Origin of the sequence: Paraniabella aurantiaca (assembly GCF_050309965.1) — a bacterium.
GTDB lineage: Bacteria > Bacteroidota > Bacteroidia > Chitinophagales > Chitinophagaceae > Niabella.
This window is the reverse complement of sequence record NZ_JBLOSY010000001.1, coordinates 529,498-542,217: the sequence shown is the minus strand read 5'-3', so window position 1 is coordinate 542,217 and position 12,720 is coordinate 529,498. Positions and strand designations below refer to the sequence as shown.

The following is a 12,720-nucleotide window of genomic DNA, read 5'->3' as shown; positions in this document are numbered from 1 at the left end:
GCATTGCCCTTTCAAACCAAAGCTCTCTTACGATCATGGTGAAGACCGGAGCGTGTTTCTTTCAAAAAAAATACGACCGCCCGCCGCCTATATTTTTTGTTAGGCGGCTAAAGGGCGGTGGAGATTTTTTTTGAAAAACCCGTGGCAAGGCGGCCCTGCTACGGCGGCCGCAGACACGCTCCTGTCTTTGCCAGGATCGTAGCTTCGCTGTCCCGTTTGAACGGGCCATGCCGGAATAACATTTCAACGCAATGACCGGGCACTTAGCCGGTATGGCGCGGGTAACGCAAACAGGTTAAAAGCGGCTGAAAAGTTCAGTAGCATCATAAGTCGCCAAGATGACGGCGGGCAGGGTGTTATGTCGACTGTGCCACCTGTAAAAAAGGTCCTGGCTTTCTTAATGTTTATTTGATACTTTTTGATTGATCCCTTTCATCATTTCTTCTACAAAATCTGCCGCTATTGGTGGCACTGTAAACAGTTTTGGCTCACCGGCAAAACAAAAAGCCGCCTCCTGGACAGGAAGCGGCGATGGCTGTTACACCTTAACCCTCTACGAAGTTGTGTGATATTGTAAGTTTCTTATAATATCGCCGATGGCATCGGAGTTATACGATACACCTTCGGTAAGTTCCATCTCTGAACGAATAAGCAGTAACCGGTAGGCCATATAACAAAGCTCCTGCCGGATGGCTGTCTTACGCTCCGGCGATAATAACTGGTCTTTGCCACCTATAAAATGGGTAACCTTTTTTTTAGAAGCATCGAGCACGAGCCGGATTTCCGCATCCTCTTTTAACAGGATAAAGCCCATTGACAAGGCCATTTTTTTGAGCTGCTCAACCCTCCGGTCACCATACTCAGAACGCTGCAGCTGCAGGCGTTGCAAGGGTTTACTTTGCAGGATATGCGGCAGGATAACTTCTTTCATAGCCTTGCTAAATAATCCTTTTGCACGCCATTGCGTTAGCATCACAGCCCGTAAGTTATCTTCCTGCGGCTCCACGGCTCCTGCAGCCTGGCTATCTTCCAGGATCAGATAAATAATACGTGGTAACAGGTCGGCAGGAATCGATTCACCCTGCTTATATTCGGGCCATAGTTGTACCAGTTGCACATTAGGTGCAAGTAACCGGTACATGGTAACTGAACCTGCTACCTTACCAGCTTTCCATTCGTCCAATATTTTTTTCAGTGATTTCATATACTTATTTTAAAAACTGTCCATTCATGCGTTAGGGATTGCCGGAGAAAGCCCCGCCTCCTGCCGGGCTTGAAACAAAAGCCCGACCCGCCACGGGCGGGGAACGCCCCACTCCTAACGCTTTTTGCCTTTCGATGGTCCCATATCATCAAGCGGTGCGTGCTGCCTGGGCGGGATACGTTCTACCTTTTCTTTCGATTTACCGGAAGTTTTATCAGTGGTCACTTTTTTTTTATCATCCGCTGCCTTCTTAGCATCAACCTTTGTTGTATCTCCTGTAAGCTCAGGCCCCTTTTCGGCAACTTCTTTACCTGCCAATTCCTGTCCTGGCTCATCCACCTGCTTGCCAGACTCCGCTATTGTACCGGCAGTATCAGTGTCTTTGCCTGCTTGCTGGTCCATCACAGTTGGATCATCGGGCATAAACGGAATGTCGTTGAGTTCAGAAACATCTGCGTTCAGATCACGAGCCAGCTCTTCTAAAAACGGATCAATAGCCTCGCCCTCGGTATTGTTATTAAAATATTCAGCAGCCAGCGCTGCTGTCTGTTCTTCCACTTGCTTGTCGTCCGGCCCCGGTGAGGGGGGCGTCTCCTGCATGGTTGCCGCCTCGCTATGCTGCTCATCTACCTGATGAGCCGGCTGGCTGACCTCCGGGTTAGTAATAAGATCGTTATCTTGTTGCACTCCCTTTTTTTGCTGATAGGCTTCAGATAACCCCTCAGCGCGTGCAATGATTTTACCTTCATCATCGACACCCAATACTTCCCGCGATTTAGGATTGGCGATAATATTAGCTTCTACGTCCATGCCCTGTATTTCCAGCGTCCCGCGGAGCGGATCACCCTTTCTCAGGTTCTCTTCTGCCCAGGGTGGCATTCCTTGTCCGGTAACCTTGCTCCAATTCAGGTTTTGTAAGGCCTTAGCTACATCAAAACCAAAATTCTCGTGGTAATTATCAATCTTGGCATTTCCTTTAGCGGTCTTTTTCTCAAAATTCATAACATGCCAGGATTCATACTTCTCGCTATCTTTCCAATGGTCCTTACAGACAGCCCGGCCTTCTACCAGGTTAAAAGCTTCCTTAGCCGTAAACCCCCTGTTCTTAAATACTCCAAAATACTGCTGCGCTTCAGGTTTTTCCCTGGGTGTCAGCAAGAACCCGGATATACTAATCCAACCGCTTTCAGCCGAACGCTTATGGTCGATCCTGTAGTCTATTTCCTTTCCGTGGAATTTATCGGAATGGTTAACACTGAACTGCTCTGCGCCGTTGTTCAAATTGGTTGAGACTTCGTCGCTGTGTTCCTTGCCAAAGCCTAAGTAAAAAAGACCATTGTCCAGATATTTCAGATTATCATCAATGCTGTATTCCATTGTAATCAAATTTTATAGTGATTAATATTGTTACTTTCTTAGCGTCGTATGCCTTTGGACTGTTGCTTACCCAGGTCAAGTGCCTGATGCTGCCGGGGCTGCATACGTACTACATTGGGTTTTCGTGCAACTCCAGTTTTAGTCATGGTTACCCTTTCGGTTTGCGTTTGCCTGCGGGAGGCCAGGTACCTCTGGTCGCTCGCTCCCACGGGACTTGCTACAAGCCATTTGAGTGTACGGGTAGCGAAATCGCCGGCTGCACGTAGTATCCTGCGGGCTACACGGTTCATACGACCGGGATAAAGTTGACGTTCCAGGTCGCGGTTGGCGCTGCGTAGCATTTTCACCGAAACACGCTCTTCTAAATTGCGCGGCGGCTGCACCCGCTTGTACAGCCTACGCATTTCAGCAAGGCGTATTGTTGCAAAGGCCCTTCCCTGTAAACCTTTCTTGCCGAAAATCGATGCAAAACGCGCTTCTTGCCGGTGCCAGGATTCCAGCCCTTTTTCGATGCGATTGGTCATAACCTAAAAGATTTAGAATTTATATTTTAACTGGCGGGCCTGTATAATATCATTGCCTTCCATTTTCAACTGAAGGTGCCGGTCACCGCCTTTTTCAAAAAACTGCATGATAAAATGCTTCTTGTCGGCGATCGTGAATTTGGGAAAAGCAATTACGATAGTTCCGTGCCCATCGGCTGGCACCCGGTTGTCCAGCTCTTTATAAACATAAAGTGGCTGCAATTCCTTTTCCTGCTCAGCGGTACGCTTTATCCGTTTTTTATCTTTTACATAAAAGCGCAGAAAATCCAGGTCATAGTCAATGGGTGAGCTATTTCTGAGCGAAAGCCGGTAAAAGATCACATCCTCGCATGTATAAATACCATCCAACGCTGCAGCCATCTTGAACATCTTTTCCCTGGGTCTTGTCATAAAGGGCGTCATTTTCGTAATACTGCGGGCTACCACTTCCACTTGTTCGTCATTAAGGGTGCGGGATTTAAAGAATGCCGCTTGAGCCTCCTGCAATTGTTGTTTCCCCATATCAATGGGACGGTCGTCCGGGTTAGCGCTGTAATCCACCCGGAAAGCATAGATCTTACCATTAGTGGTTATTACGGTAAGATTGGTTTGGGGAAAAGACGGTGCCGCCCCTTTTACCTTCAGTACATTGTCAACACCTGTTACCGTTTTCGCGAGTATATCCCCTGTTCCCCGGTCCACACCATTACTAGCTATAGGCGCTGGAAATACAAGTATAGTTGTCTTCTGGTCGCTTACCGATAAATGGTAGGGTTCCTGCAATGCCTCATTAAAAAACGTACGTGCAGTTTGCGCCTGAGCCTGGCTCCAAAGGCCGGACGCCAATAGGATTATAAATAATAGCTTGTTCATTTGAAAAGTAGTTGTAAGGATGAAGAGATTATTGATTGCGTTTATTGAGGTCGATGAGCAGCACGGGGTAACCGGCCTTAACGGTGGCACGTACCAGCTTGGCTTTACGACCGAACAAAGATTTGACGGTCTGTACACCGGCACTGGCAGCCTGGGCTCCAAAGGATTGATCCATCATCGGTATATCCAACCCTTGTAAAACCTGGTCAGCGCCCTGTTTGGTTGCATCCCGACCAATGGCCCCGGGAATGCGAATGCCGGTAATACCATCCATATCGTAAACAGCGAGGGACACCGGGAACAATGCATTTTTATAACGGATACCTTTGACCTCGATATGCATGCGCTCACCCTCCAGTTGGCAAGTGCCAAACACGTAATTTCCCTTGGGGATCATCACCCCGTTAATAAAGATTTGTTCAGCCAGGCGCATTTTTATCGTAGCACCCGAAACAAGGGTTTGTGTTTCATGTACAAAAGCGGGAACTGCCTTGTTTTCTTCGGCGTCGTCCGGGCCGTCACCGGACAGCTCATAAAAATTGGCCGTCACCGGACGGATTGCCGCTTGAGCGGATTTAGCGTCTTTGATCTTTGTTGTTCCACTGTTTCCAAACAGATCGGCGCGGGTATCTTCCACTGGAGCAGATACTGAATAAACCAGCCCTTTATTTTTCTCGGAAGCTGCCCTGGCTTTTTCACGGGCGCGACCAGGGTTTTGTATATCCATCACTTTTTCCAAAATGCCATCAATCTTTTCCAGCTCGGCATCCGGTGCACCAGCGGCGCTGCCGGCCAGAGTACCAGCTTCCAGCGAAGCCTGTAGCTGGTCTACTTCTGCCATAGCATTGCTGCTTGCCCGGTAATCGTTTCGCTTGTATTCGGCAATTGCCAACTGATTTTCCAGGTCATGCAATCTCTCGCTCAGGCGGTCTTCGGCTTCACGACTTCCCAGGTTGTCATAACGAGCGTTACCCGGATAATAGATATTGCTTCCCAGGGTAAGGCCACGCAAACTATCGGCGTACCTGGCACTGTCTGCATAAGACAGGAATTGTCGTTTTCCATAAGGGTCGGCACGTCGAAACTCTTCCATTTCCAGTGAATCTTTTAATGCCTGGTCGTATAAGGAGAGCTTGTCCTGCTGTTTATCGTCAGGGCCGGCACCGGGAAGGTTCGTGTTCAGTCCTGAAGACGGCTCTGCTGTTCCATCCGGGTTATCTTTACCTCCGCCCATTGACCAGAATAGCAGGGTAAGGAATGGAATTGCAATCACAGGCAGGACGACCAGTAACCTGCGTTTCTTTTTGATTTGTTCGTTCATAATTATTGCATTTATAGTGTAAGTGGATATGATTATTCAACAAGGAGTATTTGAAGACTATCCCAAAGGCCGGGATGCGACCGACGAATCCGATCCAGCTGTGCACGCCCCGAATCAGCACGATATAGGCTGTCGATCTTCTCCTTTAGGAGTCGCCTTTGTTTGTCCGCTGCATGAGCCGAAAACGTATCTGCCGGTAAGCGTACGGTGCTGATCGCTTCCGGTCTTAAAGGCTCTGGTGTTGCTTTACCCGATAATGACTGGTATAAAATAATACTGCTGTTGGCTCCCATTGTCAAACAGAAAAGGGCCAGCGCCAATTTCTTTTGAAAGCCTGTCCAGTGGGCCGTACTGCGATTCAGCATATCAGCCAAGCGGTGTTGTTGCCGGTTACACCAACGGGAAAGCCGACTTGTAATGGAAGCTTCGCCAGCATTCTTTTTATTATTATGGATAGATCTCATCGGATATCTGTTTTAACGTGCCTTGATATCAATATCCCGGTTATCGAGTGTAGCCCAGCGCTCGATCAAAAAGCCGTGAACATTATTAGAACTGATCGGCAGGCCGTCCCGGATATAGCCTTCCGTTACCATACTGCGGGTAACCGTCGATGTAGGGCGGGTGATATACAGCCTTGCGTAATACCGGAAGTAATAGGGCTTTCGATCCACAGAAATAGTGATACTATCCGGTTCTATACGTTGGCTGACGTTGCCCGATACCATATTGCTGTAATAGCCGTTTTCCCGAAGGTTATCGTACTGGGCTTTGGCGCTGCCATCGGCCAGGTATAAGGCTTTGGAAAGCTGTGCCTTTATCTGCACCTCATCGGGAGCCAGCGTAAAGAAGAAAAAATGAAAAGTTTTGATATGGTCTTCCAGTTCTATTTTCACGTTGTCTTTGCGGTTGGCGGACTCGGCCTCCAGGAGCTTACCGTTGGAAATGATATATACTCTTTGCTGCATTTTATCAATGCCGGTAATCGCCCAATAGATCGTTGACAGGCAAATGCCGGTAACGGCAATAATCAGGACCAGGGAGAAAACTTTGATGTGCTTAAAGGCGGTCTCTATATTTTTAAATTGACGGAACATAGTAGTTGTTTAAAAAGTATTCTAGCGTTTACCGGTGAACATCCCAATGGTAGAAGCTCCTGCACGGTTGGCGCGGGACAGCAAGCCATTGCCACCGTGGGCATGGATCACATAATTGGCGACGGAGGGTACGGTGAAGTAGCCGATAATACCGATGATCATAAATACCAGGTAAGCTGTATCAGTTGCGCTAAAGAAAGTATCGCCGTTCTCTTTGATCTGGCCGATATCGAGTTTAATCATTCCCTCCTGGATCTTACCAATCAACGCTCCGAAAATATTAGCGATGGGTAACCATAGATAGATATTGATATAGCGGGCAATCCATTGCGTAAGCGAATGCTGAAAACCATCGTACACGCTAAGGCCGATAACTATGGGTCCGAGTATGACCAGGATCACCAAGTGGAAAGTGCGCAGGGTATTGATACAAAGGGCCGCTGCCTGGAACAAAACCTGTAAAATCTCGGACATCCATTGCTTCACACTATTCTTAAACTGGTAATAATATTTGCTCATACTAAAGCGGATATCGTTACCAATTTCCTCGAAGAAGCCTTCATCTTCCGTGCTACCCGGATGGGTATACTTATACCAGGCGTCGCGGTCTCCTTCACCGTTAGGCCCCTGATAGATCAGCCATTCGTCTGATTGCTTAATGGCATCTTCTTTATCCTTCAGGAGCTTTTTGATAGCAGCATCAGAATTCTTGACCATGCCCGATGTAACGCTTACCGTCGGTTTTAATATCGAATTAAATAAGCCAATCACCTGCATGTAAAGGGTGAGCACCAACCCCAAAGCAAAAGGCCTGAGGAGTGGATAAAAGTCGATGGCTTCTGCCCTGGCAATATGGCCCCATACCCGGTATCCGATATAAAGCATCGCTCCAAAACCGGCCAGGGAGCGGCCGATAGGTATGATATCGCCCGCCAGGGCAATCATTTCATCATACAATTGTTCGAGGATACCTTGTAAGCCTGCTATTTCATCGGCAAGTCCTTGTGCGTATAATGGTCCTGGCAGTACTATCAAAAGAACTAACCCCAACCGTTGAATTATCTTTTTCATATCACCTTATTGTTTGAGGTTGTACATCTTTTCTACAGATTTAACTTCCTGCTGGGCCCGCTGGCGCTGACGGCCCAGCACGCCTGTTGAATTATTAAAGGAGCGCAGGAAACTAAGCTGCTGATCCACATCTGAAGCCAGGCGGTCGATAGCGGTCAAACGTTCGTCATCCGACATCCGCATGCTGTTTGCTGTAACGACCATGGTCAGCTCGTTTAAATTAGCCAGGCTCTTTTCCAGCAGGTTATCATACACGGTACCCATATAGCCTATCTCCTGGGCGTTAAAAACACCGGACTGCTTAAAGGAAGCAAATGCCCTTCGATACTCTTTGATGATCTGCGACTGGTTGTTTATAATATCACCTACGCGCCTGTAGTTACGAACGGCCGGGCTAACGGCCATCAGGCCGTCCAGGAAGCCTTCGTGTAGGGAGTAATTGCCACTGGTAATATCTTTAACCTTGTCATAGCCACCGCGTATGATCTGGTAAGACGTATACATATTCCTGAGTATCTTGCGGAACTGTGTTAGCTTTTGGATGTTAAGCGCCAGCTGCTGAATTTCGTTGGCCTGTGCCCTGACTTCGTAACCTGCCAGACATAGGAAGGACAAAAGCAGGTATATGATCCACTTTTTCATCGGTTTTATTTTTTAAGGTTATATAATCGATTCATTTGCTCGCTATCACTGAGTTGCTGAGCACGGCTACGGAGCAAAACCTGAAGCTCCGCCGTAAATCTTTGTAACACTGCTGAGGTTTGCTGAAGCACAATGGATACTTGGTTAATCCGCTTGATCCGCTCATCATCGGTAAGCGCCATCCGGTCAGCAGTAATTAAATCATCCAGGTACTGAAGGTCTTTTTCAGCATCATCAATGATCTTACCCAAAACACTGACGACGTACCTTTTTTCTGAGGCCTCCAGTAATTCACTGCGATTGTTAACCCGAATCATTTGGGAAGCCTGCCTGAGTATGGCCGTACCGGTTTGAACAGCGGCATCCACTTTCGACAGTCGCCGTATTTCCGGGTTCACTGACTTAAGTGATTTATAATAGAGGTCGTGCAGGTTAAACTCTCCTGTTTTTATATCCCTAATTGTATGAAGCCCCTTGTCTACGATCTGGTAACCCCGCTCGGCCTGCCGTAGATAAGTACGCAGTAGTCCTATCTGCTCCATATATCGTTTGATCTGCGTAGCTTTTTGATTGAAGATACCCTGGGCCGAAGTGGTACAAGCCAGCAAGCATAATAGCAATGCTCCTATTATCTTGTTCATATTGTTAGGTTGTAAGGTTATTGAATCCCGTAGATACGTTTTGTGTTAGAAGCATCCAACATATCCCTCGAACGATTGAGCCTTAAAAGAAAATTCTGGTTGTTGAACTTCTTCAGATCGGAGCGGTTTTCGTCCAGTCCGATGGCAGCCTGCGTAATGAGTTCCAAACGTTTGCCATCGGTCATTGTCGTCTTGTGATCGGACAGCACCAGGTAGAGCTGCTCAACATTTCTGAGACTGCTGGTAAGGATACCGGAATATACCTGCTCCATGTAACGGATCTCTTCTGCCGTAAAATGTTTATCCTGTCTTAATAGTGCCCATGCCCTCCGGTATTCTTCCACCAACTGTAGCTGACCAGCTATAATCTGTCTTGCTTTTTTATAAGAAGCAATGACGTTACGCACCTTTGCTAACTCATCGTAGTATTTTTCAAAAAGGCCTCTTTGCTTCTCGGCCCAATCTGATATCTCGCGAAGCTTCAGCTTTGACATTGTATTTTCGATTTCCTTCTGCGCATTCTGAAGACCGATGGTCTTGTTCTGTAACCGCTGAATGGCAAGGTCCGCCGCTCTCAATGCCTTTTTGACGGCTTCCGTAAAAACCTTCCAGACAATAGCATGGCTACGATGAGGCGACAGTGCCAGCACCAGGCTTAGTATAGCCGTAACGAATATCTTTTTCATGTCCTGATTATTTTTATGATTTATTATCCCGTATATCCCTGGCCAAGGCTGCGATACCCTTACGATAATCCCCGCCGAACCGTTCGGCATATTGCTGTACCTTCATTTTCTCTGCCTCTTCGGTGGTATAAGCCAGATACTCTTCCAGTGAAACTTCTGTACGGTATACTTTGCTCAATTGTCCTCCAAGGCTTATAAATACTTCTTTGTATTTTTTTGCCGGATCGTTTGCCTTATTGATCGACAGGATTTGAATTTTCTCTTTTTCCGTAAGGCCCAACAGTTCTTGTATCTGGTCAAACTTATTTTGATACTTACTTTGGTCCAGGAGTATTTTGCAATCACTGTTATTGATAATAGCCTGCTTCACGACCGGCGAGCTGATAATGTCCTCCACCTCCTGGGTAACCACATTTGCCTCGCCAAAAAATTTCCTGACCGTTTTAAAAAGGTATTTAATGTACTCTGCCATACCTTCCCGGGCGATAGCTTTCCAGGCTTCTTCGATGAGAATAATCTTTCGGATACCTTTAAGTTTCCTCATCTTGGAAATAAAGACCTCCATAATGATCAGGGTCACCACGGGAAACAGGATGGGGTGATCCTTGATGTTGTCGAGTTCGAACACGATAAACCTTTGCTGTAAAAGATCCAGGTTCTCGTTCGCATTAAGCAGGTAATCAAATTCGCCATCCTTATAGTAAGGCCTCAGTACATAAAGGAAATTGTCAATATCAAAATCACGGTCTTTTACCTTCTCCTGCTGCAACCTTTGTACGAAAGCACCCTTCAGGTAATCATAGAAGGAATTGAAGCAGGGGAATACCTTTTCATTTGATTCTAAAAACTCGTAATAACCGGTGAGTGCATTGGACAGTGCTACGTACTCTGACCGCCGGAATGATTCGTTGTCCTTCTTCCATAATGCCAGGAGCAGCGTTTTGATCGACTCCTTTTTTTCCGTATCTAACGTATCGCCATCACCGATAAAAAAAGGATTGAACTTAATTGGGTTGCGCTCTTCGTAAGTGAAATAATAACCACCAACCAGTTTACAAAGACCTTTATAGCTATGTCCGACATCTACGATTACGCAGTGAGCGCCCTGTTCATAATAGCTGCGTTGAAGATGATTGGTGAAGAAACTTTTTCCGCTTCCATGTTTGGGTCTACCGGGCCACTTTCTGAAAAAATGGCCCGGTAGACCCCGGACGGGCCAATGATGAAGCGATTGCGATTAGTGATGATCCCTTTGCGCATCGGCTCGTCTGAAAGGTCCACATGAACCGGCATACCGGTAATCCGGTCTCCTAATCGCAGACCAACCGGGCTGATGGAGCTACGATAATTCGTTTCCATGTTAAGAAAACAGACAGCTTGTTCTGCAAACGAATCAAAACATTCATTCAAGGGGAGGTCAGCGGCATTACCCGGTAAGCCCGCCCAAAAAATCTGCGGTGCTCCCTTGATCTCCTGCCGGGGTTGTCCATCAATTTGGGTAATGGCCGAAGCCGCTGCGTTGCGCAGGTCTTTTAGTTCCTGTTCATTACTTGTCCACACCTGCAGATTAAAGTGTGCTTTGACAGGCAACCTGCCCTGTGAGATAGCTTCATTCAGGAATTCAGCGGTTGCATCACGGGCGATGGCATTTTCCCTGGAATAGGCCGACAGCGACTGAAGACGAAGGCGTTTGCTTTCCAGCTTCTTCATCGTCAGTTGCATATCATCTATTACAATAAACTGGTTGTAGATATGATTGCAGTTTAAAAGCAGTCCCATTGGTGAAGCAAAACCTACTGTAAAGCGCGTCCGCTCGCTGCTATACCGGTCGTAAGGCAGGCTGCTGCCGCATTGTGCAGGAAGGTCTTCTGCATCCGCGAGTGTATATAGCTGCATGTAATTCTCACCAATCTTCCATTCCGGCTTAAAAACGATATCAGATAATGTAGGTGTACCTTTTGCGCTATCCAGGTAGAGATATGCCTCCAACAGACCGGCCTTGTGCTTGCTACCGGCAAGGGCATCTGCTTTCAGGCGCCTCAGTGATAACAGTCCCGTATCTGTCAACACCCTTTCAAATTGCCCCAGTACATCAGCAAACTCATAAATAGCCTTTGAGTCTACATTACCGGATATCATTCTTTTGCGGAGCAGGTTCGACATCACGGAGCTGGACGGCTTTCTGCCCGCCGCCTTCTTGGTGAGCATTAAGTAACATTTATGATTCAGAAAGGGACGTTCGCTGAAAAACATTTCGCTTGCCCTGGAAAGAAACGCTTCCGTTTCAAAGTCGGGTTGGTATCCTTCCTTGAAAAAATAGTCCTGCTTATGCAGCACCGTGTGCTTGGGCAGGAGTTTGATGGCTTTAATCCAGGCCTGGTGCAATTGTTCCTGCTGTTCGGCTCCGGTTGTAAATATCTCAGGTAGCGTCAATTCAAATACCGCGGTAAAGTCCCCTTGCTTCGATAAAATATAATCACGCTCGATTTTGTAAACGGGCAGTAGACTAAGCAGGTCTTTGCGCACATCTTTATACTCTTTTAAATGAAGAATAGCTGCGATGCCGGCAGTAAGGAGTAATATTAAAAATATAGTTGTCATTGATTTTTGTTTTGTGGTTGGAGCAGGCGATAGAGCCGTTTGCCTTTAATAGCCTCGGGTAAGCTGCGGTAAGCGGCTTCTTTCATAAGTCCGTGAGCGCCGTATTTGCGGGAGTAGCGATACACATAGCTAAACAGTGCGAACGCACATAGGCCAACTATAGGAAGCGTAATGAATGTTGATAGCCCGATGAGGTATAGAATGGCAAACAGTAACAACAGCGCCACCAGACCAACTGCCAGGTAAGCGATATACTGTGCTTTCAGACCCCGAAACTCGATCGGCTTATTGATGCCTTTGTTGATGGTATATTTGCTGGAAGCCATAGCAAGGATTTTATACGCCAAAAAAGCTTTTGAGTACTGTTGCAACGACCACCAGGAAAATGCAGGAACCGAACCATGCCGCAGCCACCTTATTGGTGTCAGGATCGCCCGAGTTCCATTTATTAAAAACCTTGACTGCACCTACAAGACCTACTACGGCGCCTACGGCGTACATAAGGTTAGTTCCGGTAGAAAAGTAGCTTTTTACTTTGCTGGTAGCTTCTGTGATACCGGCATTGCCATCCTGGGCAACGGCAGCAACCGACAAAAGACATAGAGTGGTCATCATCAGCACAGCGAGGCGCTGATGTCTTTTATTAACTAAAGACATAATGGATTTATTTAGATAAGAGAAAG

14 protein-coding genes and 1 pseudogene are annotated in these 12,720 nt (G+C 47.0%); all 15 read right to left on the bottom strand.

Annotated elements, in window-relative coordinates:
- Window positions 1-553 precede the first annotated feature (553 nt).
- The 15 genes and pseudogenes from ACLOAU_RS02380 to ACLOAU_RS02310 all read right to left on the bottom strand — a co-directional run bounded on the left by ACLOAU_RS02380 (window position 554) and on the right by ACLOAU_RS02310 (window position 12,694).
- Window positions 554-1,204 carry a hypothetical protein gene (locus tag ACLOAU_RS02380; RefSeq protein ID WP_427860224.1) on the bottom strand — a complete coding sequence of 217 codons (651 nt, stop codon included), beginning with the start codon at window positions 1,202-1,204 and terminating at the stop codon, window positions 554-556.
- Between the two features lie 114 nt (window positions 1,205-1,318).
- A complete protein-coding gene (locus ACLOAU_RS02375; RefSeq protein WP_427860223.1) occupies window positions 1,319-2,581 on the bottom strand; it encodes a hypothetical protein in 1,263 nt (420 codons plus the stop codon).
- 38 nt (window positions 2,582-2,619) lie between these two features.
- Window positions 2,620-3,105, bottom strand: a complete 486-nt coding sequence (locus ACLOAU_RS02370; RefSeq protein WP_427860221.1) for a hypothetical protein — start codon at window positions 3,103-3,105, stop codon at window positions 2,620-2,622.
- Window positions 3,106-3,117: 12 nt separating this feature from the next.
- A complete protein-coding gene (traN, locus tag ACLOAU_RS02365) occupies window positions 3,118-3,978 on the bottom strand; it encodes a conjugative transposon protein TraN (RefSeq protein WP_427860220.1) in 861 nt (286 codons plus the stop codon).
- A 28-nt stretch (window positions 3,979-4,006) separates the two neighbouring features.
- Entirely contained in the window at window positions 4,007-5,299 is a 1,293-nt protein-coding gene (traM, locus tag ACLOAU_RS02360) for a conjugative transposon protein TraM (RefSeq protein ID WP_427860219.1), read from the bottom strand.
- Between the two features lie 32 nt (window positions 5,300-5,331).
- Window positions 5,332-5,763: a hypothetical protein gene (locus tag ACLOAU_RS02355; RefSeq protein WP_427860218.1), complete on the bottom strand. Its 432-nt coding sequence runs from the start codon at window positions 5,761-5,763 to the stop codon at window positions 5,332-5,334.
- A gap of 12 nt (window positions 5,764-5,775) precedes the next feature.
- Window positions 5,776-6,396: a conjugative transposon protein TraK gene (traK, locus tag ACLOAU_RS02350; protein ID WP_427860217.1), complete on the bottom strand. Its 621-nt coding sequence runs from the start codon at window positions 6,394-6,396 to the stop codon at window positions 5,776-5,778.
- A 21-nt stretch (window positions 6,397-6,417) separates the two neighbouring features.
- Window positions 6,418-7,467 (bottom strand): conjugative transposon protein TraJ, encoded by a 1,050-nt coding sequence (gene traJ / locus ACLOAU_RS02345; RefSeq protein WP_427860216.1) that lies wholly within the window; start codon window positions 7,465-7,467, stop codon window positions 6,418-6,420.
- Window positions 7,468-7,473: 6 nt separating this feature from the next.
- Window positions 7,474-8,109 (bottom strand): TerB family tellurite resistance protein, encoded by a 636-nt coding sequence (locus tag ACLOAU_RS02340; RefSeq protein ID WP_427860215.1) that lies wholly within the window; start codon window positions 8,107-8,109, stop codon window positions 7,474-7,476.
- A gap of 5 nt (window positions 8,110-8,114) precedes the next feature.
- Window positions 8,115-8,750: a hypothetical protein gene (locus tag ACLOAU_RS02335; protein ID WP_427860214.1), complete on the bottom strand. Its 636-nt coding sequence runs from the start codon at window positions 8,748-8,750 to the stop codon at window positions 8,115-8,117.
- 17 nt (window positions 8,751-8,767) lie between these two features.
- Window positions 8,768-9,436, bottom strand: a complete 669-nt coding sequence (locus tag ACLOAU_RS02330; protein WP_427860213.1) for a conjugal transfer protein TraI — start codon at window positions 9,434-9,436, stop codon at window positions 8,768-8,770.
- Between the two features lie 13 nt (window positions 9,437-9,449).
- Window positions 9,450-10,538, bottom strand: a pseudogene (locus ACLOAU_RS02325) (TraG family conjugative transposon ATPase); the annotation flags it as partial.
- On the bottom strand, window positions 10,526-12,037 hold the full coding sequence (locus tag ACLOAU_RS02320; RefSeq protein ID WP_427860212.1) for a TraG family conjugative transposon ATPase: 1,512 nt from the start codon (window positions 12,035-12,037) through the stop codon (window positions 10,526-10,528). The gene ACLOAU_RS02320 and the pseudogene ACLOAU_RS02325, both read right to left, overlap by 13 nt.
- Window positions 12,034-12,363, bottom strand: a complete 330-nt coding sequence (locus tag ACLOAU_RS02315) for a DUF4133 domain-containing protein (protein ID WP_427860211.1) — start codon at window positions 12,361-12,363, stop codon at window positions 12,034-12,036. Before ACLOAU_RS02315 ends, ACLOAU_RS02320 begins: the two co-directional genes overlap by 4 nt.
- Before the next feature lie 10 nt (window positions 12,364-12,373).
- Window positions 12,374-12,694 (bottom strand): DUF4134 domain-containing protein, encoded by a 321-nt coding sequence (locus tag ACLOAU_RS02310; protein ID WP_427860210.1) that lies wholly within the window; start codon window positions 12,692-12,694, stop codon window positions 12,374-12,376.
- Window positions 12,695-12,720 lie beyond the last annotated feature (26 nt).

Coding starts and splice junctions, on each gene's coding strand:
- ACLOAU_RS02315 (WP_427860211.1), bottom strand. CDS start 12,363: ATGGCTTCCAGCAAATATACCATCAACAAAGGCATCAATAAGCCGATC.
- ACLOAU_RS02320 (WP_427860212.1), bottom strand. CDS start 12,037: ATGACAACTATATTTTTAATATTACTCCTTACTGCCGGCATCGCAGCT.
- traK (WP_427860217.1), bottom strand. CDS start 6,396: ATGTTCCGTCAATTTAAAAATATAGAGACCGCCTTTAAGCACATCAAA.
- ACLOAU_RS02380 (WP_427860224.1), bottom strand. CDS start 1,204: ATGAAATCACTGAAAAAAATATTGGACGAATGGAAAGCTGGTAAGGTA.
- traM (WP_427860219.1), bottom strand. CDS start 5,299: ATGAACGAACAAATCAAAAAGAAACGCAGGTTACTGGTCGTCCTGCCT.
- ACLOAU_RS02335 (WP_427860214.1), bottom strand. CDS start 8,750: ATGAACAAGATAATAGGAGCATTGCTATTATGCTTGCTGGCTTGTACC.
- traJ (WP_427860216.1), bottom strand. CDS start 7,467: ATGAAAAAGATAATTCAACGGTTGGGGTTAGTTCTTTTGATAGTACTG.
- ACLOAU_RS02340 (WP_427860215.1), bottom strand. CDS start 8,109: ATGAAAAAGTGGATCATATACCTGCTTTTGTCCTTCCTATGTCTGGCA.
- ACLOAU_RS02330 (WP_427860213.1), bottom strand. CDS start 9,436: ATGAAAAAGATATTCGTTACGGCTATACTAAGCCTGGTGCTGGCACTG.
- traN (WP_427860220.1), bottom strand. CDS start 3,978: ATGAACAAGCTATTATTTATAATCCTATTGGCGTCCGGCCTTTGGAGC.
- ACLOAU_RS02355 (WP_427860218.1), bottom strand. CDS start 5,763: ATGAGATCTATCCATAATAATAAAAAGAATGCTGGCGAAGCTTCCATT.
- ACLOAU_RS02310 (WP_427860210.1), bottom strand. CDS start 12,694: ATGTCTTTAGTTAATAAAAGACATCAGCGCCTCGCTGTGCTGATGATG.
- ACLOAU_RS02370 (WP_427860221.1), bottom strand. CDS start 3,105: ATGACCAATCGCATCGAAAAAGGGCTGGAATCCTGGCACCGGCAAGAA.
- ACLOAU_RS02375 (WP_427860223.1), bottom strand. CDS start 2,581: ATGGAATACAGCATTGATGATAATCTGAAATATCTGGACAATGGTCTT.